General features: G+C 68.1%; 19 protein-coding genes and 1 pseudogene. 8 read left to right on the top strand and 12 right to left on the bottom strand.

Going from position 1 to position 19,200, the window contains the following annotated elements; translation table 11 throughout:
* The 6 genes from TU31_RS40095 to TU31_RS35420 form a co-directional block, all read right to left on the bottom strand.
* Positions 1-796 (bottom strand): IS5 family transposase gene (locus TU31_RS40095; protein WP_370682789.1). Its coding sequence is split into 2 segments (ribosomal slippage), with 797 coding nucleotides annotated over them: positions 1-391 and positions 391-796; the frame shifts between segments, so codons are not numbered across the junction. This gene is flagged as partial in the annotation.
* Positions 778-1,269, bottom strand: coding sequence for a hypothetical protein (locus TU31_RS37675; protein WP_245698993.1), 492 nt, complete (start codon positions 1,267-1,269; stop codon positions 778-780). The genes TU31_RS37675 and TU31_RS40095, both read right to left, overlap by 19 nt.
* Before the next feature lie 1,200 nt (positions 1,270-2,469).
* Positions 2,470-2,628 (bottom strand): DUF7196 family protein, encoded by a 159-nt coding sequence (locus TU31_RS40785; protein ID WP_442267810.1) that lies wholly within the window; start codon positions 2,626-2,628, stop codon positions 2,470-2,472.
* An 866-nt stretch (positions 2,629-3,494) separates the two neighbouring features.
* Positions 3,495-5,012 (bottom strand): ice-binding family protein, encoded by a 1,518-nt coding sequence (locus TU31_RS40390; protein WP_078886132.1) that lies wholly within the window; start codon positions 5,010-5,012, stop codon positions 3,495-3,497.
* A gap of 923 nt (positions 5,013-5,935) precedes the next feature.
* Entirely contained in the window at positions 5,936-6,736 is an 801-nt protein-coding gene (locus TU31_RS35425) for a YhjD/YihY/BrkB family envelope integrity protein (RefSeq protein ID WP_078886131.1), read from the bottom strand.
* Positions 6,737-6,779: 43 nt separating this feature from the next.
* Positions 6,780-7,172, bottom strand: coding sequence for a hypothetical protein (locus TU31_RS35420; RefSeq protein WP_042162465.1), 393 nt, complete (start codon positions 7,170-7,172; stop codon positions 6,780-6,782).
* Between the two features lie 253 nt (positions 7,173-7,425).
* Between TU31_RS35420 and TU31_RS38930 the strand changes: the two genes are divergently transcribed.
* Together TU31_RS38930 and TU31_RS40385 are read left to right on the top strand one after the other, a co-directional pair.
* Positions 7,426-7,572, top strand: a complete 147-nt coding sequence (locus TU31_RS38930) for a hypothetical protein (RefSeq protein WP_158894876.1) — start codon at positions 7,426-7,428, stop codon at positions 7,570-7,572.
* Positions 7,573-7,833: 261 nt separating this feature from the next.
* Positions 7,834-7,968 carry a hypothetical protein gene (locus TU31_RS40385; RefSeq protein WP_275451882.1) on the top strand — a complete coding sequence of 45 codons (135 nt, stop codon included), beginning with the start codon at positions 7,834-7,836 and terminating at the stop codon, positions 7,966-7,968.
* A 235-nt stretch (positions 7,969-8,203) separates the two neighbouring features.
* On the opposite strand, the gene TU31_RS35415 is transcribed toward TU31_RS40385, so the two are convergent.
* Complete coding sequence (locus TU31_RS35415) at positions 8,204-8,584, bottom strand: hypothetical protein (protein ID WP_158894872.1); 381 nt, start codon at positions 8,582-8,584, stop codon at positions 8,204-8,206.
* A 334-nt stretch (positions 8,585-8,918) separates the two neighbouring features.
* Between TU31_RS35415 and TU31_RS35410 the strand changes: the two genes are divergently transcribed.
* Together TU31_RS35410 and TU31_RS40085 are read left to right on the top strand one after the other, a co-directional pair.
* A complete protein-coding gene (locus tag TU31_RS35410; protein WP_042162461.1) occupies positions 8,919-10,238 on the top strand; it encodes a helix-turn-helix transcriptional regulator in 1,320 nt (439 codons plus the stop codon).
* A 254-nt stretch (positions 10,239-10,492) separates the two neighbouring features.
* On the top strand, positions 10,493-10,786 hold the full coding sequence (locus TU31_RS40085; RefSeq protein WP_052719155.1) for a GNAT family N-acetyltransferase: 294 nt from the start codon (positions 10,493-10,495) through the stop codon (positions 10,784-10,786).
* A gap of 804 nt (positions 10,787-11,590) precedes the next feature.
* On the opposite strand, the gene TU31_RS35400 is transcribed toward TU31_RS40085, so the two are convergent.
* Positions 11,591-12,199: a hypothetical protein gene (locus TU31_RS35400; protein ID WP_042162459.1), complete on the bottom strand. Its 609-nt coding sequence runs from the start codon at positions 12,197-12,199 to the stop codon at positions 11,591-11,593.
* A gap of 693 nt (positions 12,200-12,892) precedes the next feature.
* Here TU31_RS35400 and TU31_RS39315 point away from each other — a divergent pair.
* From TU31_RS39315 to TU31_RS37650, 3 genes and pseudogenes are all read left to right on the top strand, one after another.
* A complete protein-coding gene (locus TU31_RS39315; protein ID WP_176740717.1) occupies positions 12,893-13,057 on the top strand; it encodes a hypothetical protein in 165 nt (54 codons plus the stop codon).
* Positions 13,058-13,130: 73 nt separating this feature from the next.
* A pseudogene (locus tag TU31_RS37655) lies at positions 13,131-14,009 on the top strand (JmjC domain-containing protein); the annotation flags it as partial.
* Positions 13,993-14,718, top strand: a complete 726-nt coding sequence (locus TU31_RS37650; protein ID WP_078886129.1) for an aldo/keto reductase — start codon at positions 13,993-13,995, stop codon at positions 14,716-14,718. The pseudogene TU31_RS37655 and the gene TU31_RS37650, both read left to right, overlap by 17 nt.
* On the opposite strand, the gene TU31_RS35390 is transcribed toward TU31_RS37650, so the two are convergent.
* From TU31_RS35390 to TU31_RS35380, 3 genes are all read right to left on the bottom strand, one after another.
* Entirely contained in the window at positions 14,613-15,467 is an 855-nt protein-coding gene (locus TU31_RS35390; RefSeq protein ID WP_042162457.1) for a hypothetical protein, read from the bottom strand. The two genes, TU31_RS37650 and TU31_RS35390, sit on opposite strands and share 106 nt — an antisense overlap.
* 52 nt (positions 15,468-15,519) lie before the next feature.
* Positions 15,520-15,726 (bottom strand): hypothetical protein, encoded by a 207-nt coding sequence (locus TU31_RS35385; protein WP_042162454.1) that lies wholly within the window; start codon positions 15,724-15,726, stop codon positions 15,520-15,522.
* 485 nt (positions 15,727-16,211) lie between these two features.
* Entirely contained in the window at positions 16,212-17,546 is a 1,335-nt protein-coding gene (locus tag TU31_RS35380; RefSeq protein ID WP_042162451.1) for an alpha/beta hydrolase, read from the bottom strand.
* Positions 17,547-17,614: 68 nt separating this feature from the next.
* Here TU31_RS35380 and TU31_RS35375 point away from each other — a divergent pair, with 68 nt between their 5' ends.
* Positions 17,615-18,274 (top strand): TetR/AcrR family transcriptional regulator, encoded by a 660-nt coding sequence (locus TU31_RS35375; RefSeq protein ID WP_042162450.1) that lies wholly within the window; start codon positions 17,615-17,617, stop codon positions 18,272-18,274.
* Here TU31_RS35375 and TU31_RS35370 read toward each other — a convergent pair.
* Positions 18,238-19,119 carry a tyrosine-type recombinase/integrase gene (locus TU31_RS35370; protein ID WP_275451883.1) on the bottom strand — a complete coding sequence of 294 codons (882 nt, stop codon included), beginning with the start codon at positions 19,117-19,119 and terminating at the stop codon, positions 18,238-18,240. The two genes, TU31_RS35375 and TU31_RS35370, sit on opposite strands and share 37 nt — an antisense overlap.
* Positions 19,120-19,200: the final 81 nt, after the last annotated feature.

Below are 19,200 nucleotides of genomic sequence, written 5' to 3'. Positions count from 1 at the left end.
TTGTAGCGTTCGCTGTCGAATCCGGTGGGCCGGCCGCCGTCGGAGCCGCGGTTGTGCCGGTGCCGTTGCTGGTCGAGGCGTTCGGGGATGGTGTGCCCGATTCCGCGTCGTCGCAGGTAACGGCGGTTCTTGCGGGAGGTGTAGGCCTTGTCCGCCAGGACGTGGTCGGGTCGGCTGCGTGGCCGTCCGACTCCGGTGCGGGGCACGGAAACCTGCTCCAGCACCCGCTCGAGCTGGGGGCCGTCACCGTAGTGCCCGGGTGTCAGAACGAGCGCGAGGGGCCGGCATCGTCCCTCGGCGGCAAGGTGGATTTTGGTGGTGAAGCCGCCGCGGGAGCGTCCCAGGCATTCGCCGATCTGATCACCTCCTCCAATCGGACGACGAGTTTCCGCAGCACCGGATCGACCCGGTTCGTCCCCTGCCCGGCCCCCTTTTGAGGAACCGCGGCTGGGGGCACCTTCCTCGCACCGGCGGCGTGCTGGTGAGCCCGCACCGCGGTGGAGTCCACTGACACGTCCCAGTCGATTCGGCCCTCAGCGTCCTCGGCAGCCTGGACACGGGACAGCAGCCTCTCCCACGTTCCGTCCGCTGACCAGCGGCGATGACGTTTGTAGACCGTCTCCCACGGCCCGAACCGCTCGGGAAGATCCCGCCACTGCACACCCGTCCGCACCCGGTACAGCACCCCGTTAATCACCCGCCGATGATCACTCCACCGACCCCCACGCGCACCACCACGAGGCAAGAACGACTCCAGTCGATGCCACTCCGCGTTCGTTAAATCCCCACGACCCATGGAACCAGCCTGACCCCAACACCCCACCCACGTCCGGAGATCCGAGAAACACTGCCTAGTCCGGGGGCACCGCGTTCGAGGCGCTTGACCTGGCCGTAGACCTTGTTCAGGGCTTGGTTGACGACACTCGCTCGCATGAGCACTTCTTCAGGGGCGATCATCTGTGCTTCGGAGTATCGATCACGGTGCGCGTTCTTCGCTTCGTCGAGTGCGTCGCTGTCGGTGTCCTCCGCGCCGTGTTCCCTCATGACGTGCAGGTGGCGGTTGAGTGCGGTGGTGAACTGCCGGGCATCTCGGTTGAGTTCCGCATAGCAGGTGCGTCGGAGTGAACGGTTCTCGCGGATCTCTTCATGGTCACGAACGAGCTCTATTTCCCGGCGCTTCGCTCGTTCGGCGCCGCGCTGGGTGAGTAGCGAGCCTCCCAGGGTTCCTGCGACGCCTGCCACCGCGATGATCACTGAGCTGAGATCCACCGACGCACTCCGTGAACTTCTTCGGCCTCGTGCCCGCTGCACATGCCCAGGCCGTCAAGTTTGCCGCTCCTCGGTGCGCCGGGGTTTGCTGCCCTTCTTGTGGTGGGCGGGGCGGCTGTATGCCTCGCCGGTGGCAAGGACTCCACCACGGCGGCCACGCCGAGCCAGCAGGCGAGCTGCCCCCGGCCGCGCGAGGATGGTCCCTCCCTTGCCACGCCTTCCCTTTCCGGTGCCAGCTGCTCCCCGCGCACGCGGGGACGGCCCCGCATGAGACATCGCGAGCATGCTCGCGCCTCATCTGCTCCCCGCACTGAGGAGGTAAATCTCGCCCCATCTACGCGAGGTGGTCTTCGCAGGCGATGCTATTCGCGTGTTCTTTCCCCTGGTCAAAAGCCTGTCGAGTCACATCGCTCCATGCCTGGCCGACAACACCCCACGCCGGGCCGTCGACCCCAACGAGTCATTCCGAAAGGCCACCATGTGTTCCTCCCAGTGAAAAGCGTTCGGGCAGTACTGGTGGAGCACACGGAGTCTGTAGCGCGGGCCTTGCCAGGGACAGATCGCGAAGACGGCGCCCGGGGGTAACGGCCCTGGTGAGTTCGCCGTCGTGCGCCGCGCTTGCGCATCGGCGCGCCGAGAGAAATCAGCCAGGTCCGGCCACGGGCACCTCACCGGCTGCGAGTGGCGGCTGACTGATCAGAGGCCATTCCGCTCGTTCCACGTCTTCCTCCACTCGTCAGTCCCGCGCCGTGCACTACCGGTACTGGCGGCCGGGCTTCAGTAGCGTCGTGGCCAGTCACGCCGTCTCGTCTCCGTCCCCGTCGTCGCCGGGTCGTCCGGGGCCGGGCCCGGCGCCCGTCACGAAACGGCCAGACGCAGACGCACTGCCGGAGTCCCGGCGGGGTCCGTCGGCATGCTGCACTTCCGGACCTGGGCCGATTGCCACCGGCACGGTGTGAGCCATGCAGACCCAGGTCGGGAGCGTCCCAGCAGAGTCAGGCCGCTGGGGAGCCACGGGCGCTGCTGGGAGTATGCCGATTGCCTGCGCGAAGGGCCGTGCCGCTTCGAAGGCGGTGAACATCCGGCGGACCAGCGGCCCCCACGCCGCCACGAGCGCAAGCCCGAGCACTTCATTGGTGCGCCGTGCTTCGGCGGTGCCCGCGACTGCAAGGCCAAGGGGCCCTGACCACGGGGCAGGCGTCACTGCATCACGATAGTGATCGACCCAGTGCCACCTGCTCGTTGATTTGCAGCCTCGGCTTCCTGGTAGGTGACGTATTGACGGAATGTGCCGTTGGGCAGGTTCAATTGGTGGCCGATGACGGTCTGATGAGTTCCCCCGCCGCAATTGCATGGCATGGCTGCGATCCTTTCAGATTTCGGTTCTTCAACTCCCGGATCGTGGCCGGAATCATCTGGGGCTCCGAGGCTCCATGGAGTGCGTCTGACCGGGAGGCGACGCGCAACGGACAGGTATGGAGGGGCTGGTCAGTCCAGCCACCGTGAAGCGAGTCCCGCCAGGTAGGAGAGTGTGAGAGCAGTCGCCGGCGCCTGGAACCATGGAGAGCCTCCCAAGCAGGAGGCGTACAAGGCTGTGGCGGTGGCGACCAGATGCTCGTGCACCATCCGCAGCTGACCAGGTAAGCGGCTCGGGAGTCGTCACCGAAGTGAGCCCCGATCCATGATCTGAACCCCGCCGCCAGTGTGTCCTTGGTGATGAGACGGGTGAGGCGACACGTAGCGCCGAGGGCGAGAAGGAACGCGGCAACGCTCATGGAAACCATCCACTCTCCGGCTGGGAATCGGGAGGGGCTCGGCGGCACCATATGACGCTGAAACATGCGTCTGACCGGCCACCCGACGGCCACACGCGGGGCTTTGGGGCTGTGAGAGCCGCTCGGCTGTCCGGGGCCGATGCCGGAGGGAAACACCGGCCCCGGTCCTCACCTGTGAGCCGTCCACGTACCACCGGCACCCGGGGGCTGTCCGTTTCCCCGTCTCCGTCCTGCCAACGAGCGTGGTGCCGAATGGCTCACCGGTAAGTTTGAGTCGCGCTGTCCCCCGCCCTTCCACGACGGGGGACAGCCCTTGACGGACACGCCCTTGAGGGGCCGGCCGCCTACCGGAAGGCCGTCAGGTCAGGGGCTGCACTGCGTGACCAGACCTGTGCGCGAGTACCGCAGCAGGACCCGTCACGCTCCCCCGGCCGATCGGGCGCAGGCCGGTCACACCGGCGGGAAGCAGGGCACCAGGGAGCCGGTCGCCTGGACCGTGGAGCCCCCGACGGTGGCGACCGCCGTGTAGCTGCTGGCGCTGATCTGCAGGATGGACAGGCCGGCGTTGGTGAGGGTGGCGACACCGCTGGCGTTGGTCACCGCGGTGCCCACCGGCAGGCCGGAGACGTAGAAAGTGACCGTGACTCCCGCTTGCGCCGGCGTGAGGGTGGCCTTCAACGTCGCCACGAACAGGTGCGGAATCGGGAAGGGCAGGTTGACCCGCCAGCAGGCGGGCGACGCACTCAGCGGGCCTGTTGGCGCAGTGATGGGGATGGTGATGGGTGCGGAGACGACGCCGGTGCACGAGCAGGCGGTGCCCGCCGCGGTGACGGTGGCGGTGACCGTGGCGGTTCCGGCGGTGTTGAAGGTCAGCGATCCGGTGGCGACACCAGCCAGGTTGGTGGTGACGGTCACCGGGACGGCACCACCGTTGAAAGTCACCGAGGCACCCGAGACCGGCAAACCGTTGCAGGTCACCAGAGCGGAGACGGGCGTCGGCTGGCCGACGACGACCGGTCCGACCACCGGCTGGACCACCACCTGGCAGGACGGCTGCGGAGTGACGGTGATGGGGAGGGGCGCGGAGACGACGCCGGTGCACGCGCACCCGCTGCCGGCCGCGGTGACGGTGGCAGTGATGGTGGCGGGTCCGGCGGTGTTGAAGGTCAGCGATCCGGTGGCGATGCCCGCCGCGTTGGTGGTGGCGTTCACCGGGACCGCACCACCGGTGAAGGTGACCGAGGCACCCGAGACCGGCAGACCGTTACAGGTCACCACAGCCGACACCGGAGTCGGCTGCCCGACCACCACCGGCCCGGCCACCGGCTGGACCACCACCTGGCAGGTGGACAGGGGCGGCACGGTGACCGCGTTCGAGTCCAGCGTGACAGCGGCACCGAGAGCCAGCAGCCGGCCGTCCACGATGGCCCCCGCGGTGGCGGTGATCGAGGTGAAGGCCAGGATGCTGCCCCTGATGGTGGAGCCGGCGCCGAGCGTCGCGGAGCTGCCGACCTGCCAGAACACGTTGGCGGACTTCGCCTGGTTGATGAGATTGACGTTGCCGGCGGCTCCCGTGATGAGCGTGGTGGTCATCTTGAAGATGAAGACGGCGTTGGGGTTGCCCTGAGCGTCCAGGGTCAGTGTCCCGTTGAGGGAGAACGTGCCGGAGAGGGAGTTGTACACGCCGGGGGTCAGGGTGGTCCCGCCGAGTTCCGTCGCGACGGTGCCCGTGACCGGCTGGGAGAGTGCGTTGGCATACCCAACCAGCAGGTCGGCCTGGGCCTGCGCCGCGGCAGCGTCGTTCACGTGGATGGTTCCGGTGACCGTTCCGGGAGGAAAGCCGGTCACCGCACCGGCGGGGCTCACTCCGAGGTCACCGTTGACCACGGTGGGGCCGGTGTTGGTGACCGCCGTGTTGGCGAGCACCCCGTAGGTGGCCGCGGTACCCAAAGGTACGGATGTTGCCATCGTGGATTTCCTTTCCAGAGGCTTCCGGGGCAGCCCTGATGCCGCCCCGGAACTGTGGGAGAGCGGCGCGCTTGCACCGCTGCGACCGGCGCCTCGGGCACGGGGTGAGCTGTGCCGTCTGCTGCGCGCCGGGATGAACACGAAGGCTTCGACCGAGCGTGGTGTGCGCACTCGTCACAGGTGCCTGAGGCGCACTCAGGCGTCGGCGCTCGTACCGAGTGCTCCTGGTGACGCCGCACCGGAGGCCGCCTCATGCCGGACCGTCGCCCATGCCGGACGCAGAGGACGTCCGGCATCCAGGCCTGACGGAGAACTTGGGGAGCCTGGAAACCGGCGGAGTTGCCGCCCGAGCCGGTCACTTGGGCGTGCTAGCGGTCCGTGGAGCCCAGCTTGAGAGAGGATCCGCCGATACCGGTATGATCGAATTCGGCGGAGTCGGCGGCGTGAGCTGATGTCCACTCACCACGACTCAAAGCAGTTGATGCCTTTTCGGCTGACAACCCTTGCCCATGTTGAGCCCTCGCGATCTAGGTCTGCGTGGATCCAGTTCGGGGCTCCTCAAGGACCGACTGGCAGTCACATAACAGCTGGGAGGGGCAACTGACCAGCCGTCCAAGGAGCGCCCATAAGGAAATGCCGCTGACCGCGACCGGCCAACCGGCAAAACATGAGTCCCGAGAGGGATGGGCGACCTCCGGACTCACTATTGCTATTTAAGGCATCACCGGCGGTCCCGGATAGAGGGAGGACCCAGATGTCGCCCGAATGGCGCAGCGCTTACCCAGGTCCGCTGCCGCGAGCATGCCTGGACATCACGCCTTGACAGCGGGGCGAACTCACAGCCAGCACAAAACGCGGGCTGGAACCGTTCGTGCACGGACGTCCCTGGGGGCAGTGGCACTGCTGGGCGTTCTGATGTCTTTTCAACGGTGTCGGTGCTGAAGAACCAGTCGGCCGACCAGCGCACCGCCGAACACCACCACGCCCACACCGACCAGCCAGGACTGGACGACCAGGACGGTTCCGACGGCACCGTAGGTGACCGCGCTGGATGCGATCAACGGCGAGAAGACTAGCCGGGAGAAGACCCGGAGACCGATCAGCCCGATCACCGTAGCCACCGCGCCGGGCAGCAGTGCGACCCAGCCGACCCGCCCACCGAGCAGCATCCGCTGCGACCACCAGAAGAACAGAACGGCACTCAGCAGTGCGGCCGACGTGAGACCCAAAGACTGTCGCCACAGCGTGGTGGTGGCGGACATGAAGAGGTACCCGACGAGTACGACGAGCCACAGCACATGCCGCCACCGGGCATACCAGCGCGCCGGAGAGAGCTCCCAGACCCTCTCGTAACCGGTCTGCACCGCCGCCCCCAATGACAGACCGAAGACCGCGAGGGTGGCAACGCCGAACGCGGTCGTGGTCCGTGCCGCCTGGCCGGGCCGGGTGAACAGCTGCCCGATCTGCTCCCTGGAAGTCGTCAACACGCCGATCCCGTCCCCCAGCCACTGCGCGAACCCCCGCCCGTGTGTCGGATCAGCCGCGGAGACCACGATCAGCAGTGGCACCAGCGTGAGAAACCCGAGCGCCGCGAAACCCAGTGACCGCGACCCCAGCTCCAGCTCACGGCCCCGTCTCCATCCGCGCCCGACCGGCGAATGCCGGATCGCCTGGCGCAGCTGTCCGAACGGAGAGGGATGGCTCGCGGCTCCGGAAGGCTTCATCGGTGCGCCTGCCGACAGGACGGCCGACGATGTCGCCGCAGTCTCACGGGCTGTCAGGAGTGACGCTGCGCGCCCGGGAGGAGAAGACCGCCTCCGCTGCCGCGAGGCGCACCGTGTCGAGCTGGTCGCGCGCCCGTCCCAGCAGATGGTGCAACTGGGATTCGTCCAGGCGGGGCTCCCCCGCGGCCACGATGAGCAGCGTGCGCCAGATCAGGGTCTTCCCCTCGACTCCCAGCCGCAGGGTCTCCGGCTCGATCAACATGCTCAGCCCGGAGCGCCGGTACAGGACGCCGTTCGGCTTCAAACGCCCCAGCCGCGCTGCCACCCAGCCACCGGAGACCTTGTAGCGGCGGGCGATGCGCTGCGCGAGCCCGATGCCGAAGGTGGCACCGGCCAGGTGGTCATGCGGGTAGATCCCGAGCTTGTCGCGATACATCCTGGGCCCCGTTCTCGCCTGTCCTCGGCGATCTCCTCGACGGTGCGAGCGCGTACACAAGCAGGCACGGAGCACTGGCGTCGGATGTCCCCCGCACCACGACAGCAAACCGCGAGAGAACGGAGTCGACGTGGCGAAATGCCGGGAACGGACCCGAACGGCTCAGGGGCCCAGGCGCGCCGCTGGGACTGTCGGGCACCGTGCCCCGCACTCGCCGTCCGCGGAAGCAACCTCTACTGCGCCATCCGCGGCCATGACAGCAACATCTGGTTCGCCGGGTTCGACGGCGCCGGGTGGGGCGGCTTCCAGAAAGCCCCCCGTGATCACCCTCACGGCACCTGCGATCACCGCACCCAACACCGACGACCTCTACTTCGCCTACGGCTCCGCCGACTTCTGATCACCGCCGTGGTGCCGTCATCGCCAACTGGCGGCGACGGCACCACGGTTCACCACGGCTGCCTGGACAAGGGCCCCAGGAGAGTGTCGTCAATTACTTCTGCTGCCTCGCTGCAGGGACTGGCGGCACGCCTGGCATAGCGGGTTCTCTGGGGGGAAGCGTGGCATGAGGCGAAGTTCGACGATTTCGTGCAGCTCAGCGCCAGCGCGGCTGACGGTATCGGGTGCAACAGATGTGGCGCTATCGCTTAATCAGGTGCGGGTGCAGCAGGCTGAGCGAAACGCGATGCTGCTGGGTGACAGCGTGTATGTGCTGGCGTGGAATCCGGAGAAGCGGCGGCCGACGCTGCGGGTCTACGATCCGGGGTTCTTCTTCCCGCAGTGGGGCGACGAGTAGGACGAGGACTTCCCGTCTCGGGTGCATCTTGGCGTGGGACTACCTCCGCTGCGCCTCCAGCAGGTCAGCGGTGACTGTAGTGGTGGCCACGTAGCTGTACGGTCGCGCGCGAGCCCGCACAGGCGCGGCCGAAAATCGTTTCATTCGTCCAGGGGGTTTGGGGCGACAGCAGTTCCGGCGACGGAAAGTGACTGATAGCTCTCTGAGCATGACCTTTTCCAAGGGGAGGCGGCGTTCAGCCGTCGCAGTCGCTCTCGTCCTCGCCGCCGGTGGCCTGGCTTCCGTGCCGGCCTCCGCCCACGCGCAACCATCCGCCCCTGCACCGGTCGTGGAGACGTTCGTGGTGGAGCAGGACGATCCCGCACTCGCCGACCTCGGCTGCCTTCACGTCCCGGGCATACGGTTCCAGTAAGTCGCGTGCCTTGTCGGCGGCTTGCTCGGGGGTCAGGTTCTCCCGCACCGCTGCGGTCGCGGCAATGGACGCCTCCAGCATCGGCATGCCCCGGTCCATCAGCCGTACCCCCGCCGTTCTGGCACCCGAGTGGTGGGAGCGCTGGAGGTAGGAGGCGGCCAGGACTTCGGCGACCTCCTGCATGGCCCGGTCTCGAACTACCACCGGCTCATGTCGTTCTTCTTGATCGCCTCCCAACGGGCGTCGTGTGCGTCCAGCGGCCCGCGCGACGCGGCGGCCGGACCGATCCGGCGTGTGAGTCTCCGAGCTGCTTGGTTTTGCCGGTGTTGTCCGCGCCGCTCAGCGCGAGGGTGGTCATCGCGTCGTCGCCCATGCCGGGCCTCCGATCGTGTTACGAGCCTGCCCGGAGCCGACTGGCCCGGAGAGGTGAGTACACCCAACGCCCTTTCCTGGAACCAGCGTTCGAGCGTCATGCGGGGGTCATGCGGCCCTCCGCGTTCCGGCCCCCACGCAGGCCCTCAGATGCTGAGATGGAGACGTGGACGCGCTCCCCCAACACCCGCTGGCTATCGCCCGGGACCTTTACGGCCTGTCCCAGAGCGGCCTCGCCGAGGAAATAAGGCAGGCGGCGCGCCGCCGCGACCGCAGGGCAGGCACGACCAAGCAGCAGGTGTCGGTGTGGGAGCGCCCCGGGGGCCGTGTGCCCGATGCCTGGTTTCAGCAGCTGATCGCCGACGTCTTCGGCGTCGGCCATGACCGAGTGACCGTACTGGGCTGGCCGTACTGGCTGCCCGGGAACGAGGCGCCTGCGGCCCTGGGTTCAGGGGCGACGGTCGCCGCACTCAGAGAGGCCCAACGCCGCGCCATGCTCAACCGCCGCACCCTTGTCGGACTCGCACCCGCTGCTCTCGCGGCACTCGCACAGCAGTGGGCCACCCTCGATCCTGCCCTTGCCGCGTCAGCCACCGACGGCCAGCCGGTCGCCCCGGAGTTCGTGACCTGGCTGGAGTCCAGCGTTAGGCACCTCACGGGCATGGCCACCGTCGACCGCCAGCACAGCGCCCAGCTCCTGGACAGCTACTACGAGACCGTAGTTGGCCTGCTGGAAAAATCCCGCCGCAACCAGGTGACCGAAGCCCGCCTGTTCACGCTGGCCTCCTCCCTTGCCCAGACGATCGGGTGGCACCGCTTCGACCACGACCACCACACCGCCGCCGGCCACTACTGGAGCGCCGCCCTCCACGCCGCCCACCAGGTCGGCGACGGCGACCGCGGAGCAGGCGTCCTCTCTGACTTGGCGTACCAGAACATCTGGCTCGGCCAGGCAGGCACCGCCATCGACGTCCTCGACCACGCGCTGTCCCGCACCCAGGACGCCACCGCCCGCTCCCTGCTCCACCTGCGCAAGGCCCGGGCCTTGGCCATCAACGGCGATGCCCGCGCCTGCCGCCGCGACCTCGACGCCGCAGAACACGCCCTCGACTCCGCCACCACCGCACCCCCCGCATGGTGCTCCTGGATGAGCCCAGCAGACCTCGCCGTCGACTCCGGCCGCTGCCTCATCGACCTCGGAGAAACCGGCCCTGCCCTGCACCAGATCCCTCAGGGAGTAGCCCTCCTGCCCACCGCCCGGGACAAAACCCGCGCGGTCTTCCTCACCTACGAAGCCGAAACCCTGCTGCGTCAGGGCGAGATCGACCACAGCGCCGCCATCGCCGGCGAAGCCCTCATGCTCGCCCAGCGGATCGGCGCCTCCCGCTGCGTCCGCCAGATCAGCGACCTCGCACGCGACTACGAACCCCACCTGAAGGTGCAGGGTGTTGAGCAGTTCCTCAGCGTCGTCCGGGCAGCGGCATGACACCACCAGGAGGCTCCTCATGAACGACGATCTGGGGCTCGCCCCCACGTCCGGACCACTGACCGCCGGGCTGCCCACGGCCCGAGCGGCAACCCCCGCAGACGCGGCAGGCATCATCCGGCTACGCTCCGAGTACGTTCTGTCCGAGCCGAAGGGCGAGGAGTGGATCCGGCGGTGCACCGCCGAGCTGGCTCCACGGCTAGCGCCGGGGGGGGGGACGCACGGGCCTTCGTCATCGACGCCCGGGCGGCTCGATGGCCGCCTGCGCCCTCGGGCTCATCCATCGCGTGCTCCCGGCACCGTCCTACCCCTGGGGGCTGGCAGGCCGCGTGCACGTGGTCGCCACACGCCCGGATGCCCGGCGCCGCGGCTACGCCAGAGCCGTTGTCCGCGCACTACGCGACGAGCTCCGCACCGAGCACGTCACCCTGTTCGAACTCCACGCCAGCCAGGAAGCGGCGCCCCTGTACCGCGAGTTCGGCTTCGCCGACAATCCAGCCCTGATGAGGATGACGCACCTGGAGCAACCGGGTGGTCGACTTCGCTGACCGACGGACATAAGGGTGGCTCCGCAGACGGGGGATGCCGCGGAGCCACCCTCTCAGCGTACTGTCCGTCTGCCCCTTCCACAGAGCCTTGCGCCGGACGACTATCCCCTAAGCAGGGCTTCGGCGTAGTCGGCGGGCGTCCGTTTCGTGACCACTTGCAGTGACGGGAGTGCGAGCGGACGGTTCCTGTCTCATGTCCATTGCGCCTCGGTGGCCTGCGTCTCCGCGCACCGTCGGGCGGAGCCAGCCGACGGTGCCGGGGATGACCCCTGCGTGGCTGAAGAGACGGGTGCAGATGCGGACGACGCTCGTGTATGGGATGAGCGGCTGGGCTGGGCGTTCGGGCTGATAGCAGATTATCCGGCTGCGAGGAGTGCGGCACGCGCTGGCCGCCGTCCTCGACCTGACCGCGTGCGCGGTGGCGGACCGACAGCGCACCCCGCGCTATGGCGACCTGGCGCAACCTCGCGGTCGGCGCCCTGCGAATGAACGGCGCGAAGAACATCGCCTCCGGCCGTTGCCGCAATGCGCGTGACGCCCGCCGACCCCTCACACTCCTCGGCCTCGCCTGAGCACGAAGTGGACCTCACTCGACTACGCCGAAGCCCTGAGGGCTGTCGCAGAAATAACTTCAGGCTTTGATCTTGGTCAGGCGGGCTGTCTCGCGAGGTCATCGAGTGGAACGGCGCTTCGGCGTTCGTGAGTTATTTTCCGACGGCTCCCTGGGCCCGCTCAGGGGTCGACCGGGGCCGGCGCATGCGTTCTCGGCGTTCTCTCTGGCCGAGACCGAGAGATAACGCCGCCTCAGATGGTCGGGGTGTCGTCAACGACCGGCCTGTGAATCTCAACGACCGGCTTCCACCCCGCGGAGAACTCGATGAAATCCGCACGGGTGGGGTAGGTGTCGACCGCGCGACGGTCACGCTTGGGGCTGTCGCTCCCCTTGCGCCCCCGGGGAATCTGCTCCTCGAAGATGTCGACCTTCACGTCGGGAACCTCCTTGAGGCCCTGGCGCCAGATCTGCACGACGTCGGCGCCGAAGGCTTGCCGGGCTGCAGCGTAAAGGGCCGTGAGGGCCCCCTTGTCCCCACTAGGGACGAAAAGTGCCAGGTCCAGCACGACACCGGCGGACTGGAGGACCTCGATGGTCACCGAGCCGTTCTCGTCGGCCAAGTAAATTCCGGCTTCATTCTCGTCGTCGGGAAGGCAGGAGACCTCTTCCTGGAATACGGTTCTCGCCGTGACCGAGCCGCCCTCGAAATCCTCACCGGACTTGGTCAGAAAAGCAGGGACATAGCAGTCGGGAAGCTTGAGTTCTGCCGTGTCGGCGGAAACGAAGAGCCTGTCTTTCACGCCGAGCTTCGCCACCTCTTCCAGCGAGAGGCGGCGAGCGGCGATCTTCTCCGTGTTCACGATTTCCCTTTCAGGTTGCATTGTCCCTCCGAACAAGGACGCTACCACGAAACCCTGAGGCCAACTGCCCAGCAATCTTTGGGTAAATGGCCTTCGATGACCTGCACGGGAGGATACCGAAGCGAGTGCCACTCGGCCGGGAACACGCATCCGCCAGGTAGTGTCCCTCACCGTGCTGTTGGGGATCAACTGGCGGCTACATTTCGGTGCGTTGGGCAGTGCGGAGGAACCAAAAGAGAGCTTACGACAGATACCACCCATATCACCTTCGGGGAGGTGGCGGCGCGGTAAGGCGATCCATCCGTCGTGCATCTCGAAGAGCGCAGCGGAAACCAACCGGATGGTCCGACAACGCAACAACGGAGACCCCCGCCGGCAACATCTGGATGAAGCGCGAACCGGAAGTCGCGCACTACCGCGCCCTCTTCGTTCAGGACTCGGCGTAGTCGACTGACGCCCGCTTGCTGACGTCTCGTCATGTTGAGGGGGGTTCGGTACACAGCAGGCACGGACGTCCGCGATCACGGGCGCGCCGGTGGGGAAGCTAGTTCCGTCCCCGTGCTCTCGCCGACACCCGCAGAGGCCACGGAGCCCACCACGGGGCACCAGCAACCTGCATGGCGTCTTTTTGCTCTTGCCTCCGTGAGGCGTGGGCGGCCACTGTGTGTGGCTCGTATCGGAGGGAGCGAACGCATGAGCGATCAGCGAAGGCTCGAAGGACGCAGTGAACTACTTGTGGCGGTCGAAGTGCTGTCCGGCGTCCACGATCGCAACGACGCGAGCATGTCCGACCCGCCACCGGACGCCACAGGCGACACCCAGCCCGACGGTGACGGTCTGAACCACCCCGCCGGTTAACCGCCCCGCCGCGGGCCGTTCGGCAACCGCCGCACGGCCCGTCGCTCGTGACCGGCACACATAGAGGAGCGCTGTGGAACACCGGCTTATCCGTGAGGTCGAGGAAGCGCTGGGGTGGAGCGGCCCCGAGCCGCTGGGCGAGCAGTTCGCCCGTGGGCGCATCGCTCACCCGGATGTACTTGAGCGGTTGCTCACACCCAACCGGCTGCTCGAAATGGTGATGCGCCGGAGCCTGACGAATCCGCAGTTCCGCTGTTTCCACGGGGGTGAGGAACTGCACCCTCGCGCGTATTTCAGCCAGGACGTCAACCGCAGAGGACAGAGCATCCGCATGGTCAACATGCGCCGCCTGGGGCATCCTGGCGGGCGGCGCCACGCTGGTACTCGACCAGGCAAACGTCTTGGACCCGACCATGGAGGTCGCCTGCCGGGCCATGCAGTGGTGGTCTCGCGAACGGGTCCAGGTCAACGTCTATCTCACCACCAATGACGCCTCGGGCTTCGACCTCCACTGGGATGACCACGACGTCCTGGTGATCCAGCTCGCCGGTGAAAAGGAGTGGGAGGTGCGCGGAGCCTCACGGCCGGTGCCGATGTTCCGTGACGCCGCCCGCAACGACGAACCCAGCCAGGAGATACCATCTGGGCCGGCATCATGAAGACCGGGGACGTCATGCACATCCCCCGCGGCTACTGGCACCAGGCCACCCGCAACGGACGCGGCACCGGCCAGAGCATGCACATGACGCTCGGGTTCGAGAAGCGGACCGGCGTCAACTGGCTGACCTGGCTGGCGGACTGGTCCCGCGAGGATGAGGTCTTCCGCCGCGACCTCGACCGCTGGAGCAACCGCCCCACCGACCAGCACGCCCAGCAGCAGGAGCTGGCCGAAGCCGCCCGTACCCTGATCGGCTCCCGCGACCCCGCCGACTTCCTTGCGGCCCGCGAACAGCCTGCGGCAGGCGCTGGAGCAGACCAACCGGGATCTGCGCCGGGCTCCGGATCTGGTCTTCCTGCACAACCCCGAGCGCTCCCTCCCCGGCCCCCCTAGGGACGCGCGGGAGAAGCTGGGGACGGCGTGCGCCGTACTGGAGGACGCCGTGGCGCGAGGTCTGTGCGGGGCGTGGGGTATCGCGTCCTGGGATCCGGCGCCGCTGGCCGCCGTCGCGGACGGTGCGCTGCCTGCCCCGTCCGTCCTCATGGTCCCCGCCGGCCCGCTGGCTGGCATCGCCACACTGGATGCCGCGCAGACTCTGGCCGAGCAGTGGCAGTTGGGCATGGAGGCGCGATGGGGCATGAGCCCCTTCGGCGGCAGTACCAACAGTGCGGTGTGGGAAGCCGTGGACGCCCGTATGTTCCTGCAGCCAGAGCACCGCGGAGCCTCGCGGGCGCAGGCCGCGTTCCGCGCCGCCTACCTCCTGCCACCTGTCGCCACAGTCGCGGTGGGCTCGGACGACGCAGAACACCTGCGTGAGCTGATCGACGCACTGCACCTCAATGCCAGCGAGGCGACAGTGCGCCAGTACCGCAAGCTGCTGCGCGACCGCTCGCGTCGTCAACGGGCCTGGAGTTCGCCCACGATCCGTTCAGCCGCGATCCGGGCGGGCGCAAGCTTGGGGTCGGCCTCGTCGGCCCAGCGGCCGACGACCTTCGTGCAGTAGAACAGCGCCATCAGCAGCCCGTCCCTACTTTCCAAGTCCTCTCGGCGCTCCCGCCACACCCGCTCCGCAAGACCGGGGAGTGCCAGGGAGTTCCCCCACAGCGAGGCAGCGTCCAGGCCCCTGGGGGCCATGCCCCAGTCCTCCCAGTCGAACAGGCAAAACATCGGGCCCGTCACGTTCGCCCAGTTCAGGTCCGCGTGGGCCGGCCGCCAGTCCGCGAGGGTGGTGTCGAGGTCGCCGAAGGTCGAAGTGATCTCCTGTGTGACCCGGGCCTGCGTGATGGTGACCGTGTCCGGCGTCGCGATGCGGGTGGTGGTCTGCCTGGCCAGGGCATCCAGGGACCTGTTCAGCTGCCCCCACCAAACACCGGAAAGCTGCGAATCGACGGTGAGGGTTCCCCCGGGCTTTACCGGGGCACCGGGAAGCGGGGTCGTCTCATCCGCCCGCCACATCGCCTCGCCTGACGCGTCCCGCCACGCGACGCCGGCCAGCCACCGCGGCATAGCGACGCCCTCCAGCGCTGCCGCGGCCTCCGTGCCGTTCCACCCCTGGCCGTCGATCCGCGCCAAAGGCCGGCGCTCCAACCGCACCCAGGTCCCGCGCTCCGTGCGCGCGCCGACCGATCGACGCTTGCGCACCACATTCCCCCGCTCCAACCGAACGTCCAAAGACCGCTCGACCCGGTCGAGCACCTCGTCGACCGGTTCGGCACGCAGATCGACAGCAGAAGGGGAAGAAGCCGTAGCCATAATGTGCCATGTTGCGGTGCGGAGCGGCCCCGGTTCCCGTGGAGGAGTGCGCCTAACTCAGGTAGAAGACGTCGAACTTTCCGTCGGGCCGGGGGGCGATGGTCGCCTCGCCCGGGCCCTGGGGCGGGTTGATGTTGAGGAAGTGCGCTGCGAGCTCCGCGTTCGGCTGGATGCTGACGCGCCAGGTCTTCGTCCCCGCGTCGCCCTCCATCGCCAACGACTTCTTGAGCTCCGCGTCAGCCGCGCTGATCTGGGGCATGGCCTGCTCCTTCGCATGGTGGCCGAGAGCGCCGCCCCGACCGGGCGGCAGCTGGAAGCTAGCACCGGAAACGGCCGAAACGCGGCACACAAGCGGCGGTTCGATACCGAACCAGGTGGCGTTCCGCCGGGCGGCCTACAGCGGGGACGGGCCGGGCGCGCGGGCCCGCCACCGGCCTCCGCCCGCACGCGCCCCGCCGGTGGTCGATCCGCCAAGATCCACCGGACAGGACCTAGCGTGCCCCGCGACAGATAGCGCATCGAACACGCTGCTCAAGCCTTGAGGACGTGCCCTTCCGGAGTCATCTGGCCTTCCGCCTTCCCTGCGCGTGTTCCCTTCGGCGTCCTTCGTCCATGCGCCGCAGGAACGCGACCTTGCCGTGTCGACTTTTCCGGACTAAGAGCTCGTCCTTGGCTGTACTTCGCGCAGGGCCCGGGCGGCTTCGCGGCTTCGCCCGCCTACGCCGGTGCAGGGCTGCAGCGTCTTCATTTGTGGTCGCGCAGGAAGGTGGGGATCTCGTCGCGGGTCGGGTAGTTCGGCAGGGGGGCTGGCTTGTCCTGAAGGAACGCAGTGATGACGGCGACGGCCCGGTCGTTGTTGTCGTCGAGGCCGTTCCACATGTGGTGTCCGACTCCGGGCATGTACTGCGTGCGCTGGATGGCGGGGTCATTGGCAAGCACGGCGGTCGCCCATTGACGGACCTGGGAGGAGCACTCGGCGATCATCAGCATCGCGGGGGTCCGGGAGTGCCTCAGCTGCGAGGCGATGGAGGGTGAGTCCTTGACCGTCTGCTGGACGCGGAGGCTGGCGGCGGGGCTGAAGGAGAAGTTCTGTGCGGTGTCCTCGGTGGGGATGCGGTGCGCGTCGCGCGCGCAGTAGGCGGATGCGGTGTCGCTGCCGAGGTCGGCGGCGGTGAAGGCGTTGTCGCCTTCGGCTTGTCCGATCAGTCCGGTGTCGGGGGTGAGGAGTCCGAGTCGCATGAGGCCGAATGTCACGGCGTACCGGGGGACGTGCGTCGATCGCGGTCCGGTCGGGGCCGGCGCGAGGCCTCGTGCGGATGCTCGGCCCTTGTGCCCGGTGATGTGTGCGGTGGGGCCGTCCATGGGCCCGGGCTCGGCGATGATCGCCCGGTGCAGGCGTGCGGCGACGCCGGGGTCGGCGAGGGCTCGGGTGAGTACGACTCCGCCTCCGGAGAATCCGAGGATGTCGACCTTGCCCTTGTCCAGGCGGTCGATGAAGGCGGCGAGGTCACGGACCGACCTGGAGATCGTGTACTGGTCCATGGTGAGCAGGTCGCTTCGTCCGCCACCGGCCTGTTCGTAGGCGTAGACGTCGTAGCCCTGGCGTGCCAGGAGTTGCAGGAACCGGTGGTCGAGCACCGAGATGCCGCGGACCGGTCCGCCGTTGAGGTACACGAACGGGACGGGATGCCGGGGGCTGGGGTTCGCGGGCGGGTAGTGATACACCGCGACCCGGCTGCCTGTGGCCAGGCTCCAATGCTGCGTGGCCACGAAGGGTAGGGCGGGCGGGTACTGCCGGGCCGTCGGCACGGTCGGGATGCAGACCGTCGCTGTCAACACCGCCGCGACGACCACCGGCAGGAACGGCACGAGCCGCGTCGGCCAGGTGCGGTGCCGGCCCCGCCACAGCGCGAGGACAGTCCCGGTCCCGAGGGTCGTCAACCACGCGGCGAGCCCCGAACCTGCCCCGTCCGTGAGGGCGATCAGTGCGAGAAAGACGACGACCAGCATGGCGATGGCGGCCAGGGCCAGCAGTAAGCGTCCGGTGAAGCGGACGAGACGTAAGACGGGCGTGGGCACGGTGGACCTCCGATAGTTTCAGAACGCTGTTTCAAAACGACGTTATCAGAGGAGGTAGGCTGCTGGCTGTGGGTAGGCCCAGAACAAACGACGAGGCCGTCAAAGAGCGGCTTGTGGAGTGCGCGACCGAGATGCTCGCCACCCGTCCGCGGGAGTCGGTCTCGGTCCGCGCCGTGGCCGCTGCTGCCGAGGCCTCGACCACGGCGGTGTATTCCTTGTTCGGTGGTAAGGACGGGCTGATCGGTGCGGTGCGCGACAGAGCCGTCGCCGGCCTGTTCCAGGACGTCTCGGCGGTGCAGACCTCCGCGGACCCTCTCGCCGACCTCTACGCGCTGGCCGTCGCCTACCGTCGTTGGGGGTGCGGGCACAGCCACCTGTACACAGTGCTGTTCGGTGGTGTGCAGTCCTTCGACCCGTCGGGGGAGGTCGGTGCCAGTGACCCGATCCGTCCGCTCCTCGCGGCGATCGATCGCGCCTTGACGGCGTCCGTCTTCACTGGCGACGCAACGGCGATCGCTCTGTCGATCTGGGCAACCCTGCATGGGCTCGTGACTCTCGAACTGGCCGGGGCCCTCGACGCCACCACGGCCGAGGCGGCACTCCGCTCGTCGATTCACGCCACGCTGCGCGGATGGGCGACCCCGGCGGTGTTCCGCAGTCTTCGCCAAGCCGAACTCGCTCAGCGACAGGATCAGGGCCGGTATCCGGGCTCTCCCGATCCTGGCTGAAGCAGTGGTGCGTGGTCGGTGAAGACCGGCATGCCAAGGTCAACCAGCTGCGGCCGGCCATCGGTCGGAGCCCGTTTGAGGCTGTTGAGCTTGGCCATCGCGGCGTCAAAGCTGACTTGAAGTCCTTCGACCTCGCCGAGCCAGCCGTTGGCGCGGGCCTCGCGAATGCGCTCGCGGTGGTTCTGGATGATCTCCAGGAGGCGGGGCCGCTGGCGAGGATCCATCTGGAGGACCGGGCAACGGATGCAAGCATGCTCGTGCTTGCAGGGGGTTCCGTAGGGACGCCCGCAGGTCCCCAGTGACACCTTGCGGAGCTCGAAGTGCTGCTGGAAGTCGTGCCACTCCTGCTCGGTGGGCTCGCGGTACTCGTCCTGCGGTCGGTCAGCCCGGCGCCGGTCGAGGAAGCCGCGGTAGGTCCGCACCAGGTCGTCCTGGAAGACCGCAAGGTATGCCTGAGTGGTGGTCAGCGTTTTGTGTCCGAGGATGCGGGCGGCGATGTGGACGGGCAGGCCGCCGGTGACGGCCTCGGTGGCGAACATCCTGCGGAAGTCATGCGGTGTGTAGGTCAGCGGCTGGCCTGCCTGGTCGCGCAGGCCACCAGGCCGCCGGCGTCGAAACCGGACGCGGAGCGCAGCTCCGGCCCACCTCCACCTGCGCGGAGAGCACGCGCCGGTCAGGCTGCTGATGTCCTGGGCGAACGGCCCACCTCCGCCTGCGCGGAGAGCACGTGGCCGGTGGCTCGTCCTCCACCCCTGCAGGGCAGGGGTCTGTGGTTTGCTTTGCGCGTCGGACCGACCTTGCTGTCGGCCGGCCGATCTCCGTGCAAGGGCCTGCCGGGGCCACACCACGGGGAGCGGTTCCCCGGCCACGATGACGGGCGTACTGTGCGCGCTCTCAAGCGCTCAACTGACCTGCGAATACCGCTT

This window comes from Streptomyces lydicamycinicus, assembly GCF_000829715.2.
Classification (GTDB): Bacteria; Actinomycetota; Actinomycetes; order Streptomycetales; family Streptomycetaceae; genus Streptomyces; species Streptomyces lydicamycinicus.
Note: the sequence above shows the minus strand (reverse complement) of the source record. Positions and strands in the feature narration are given on the sequence as shown.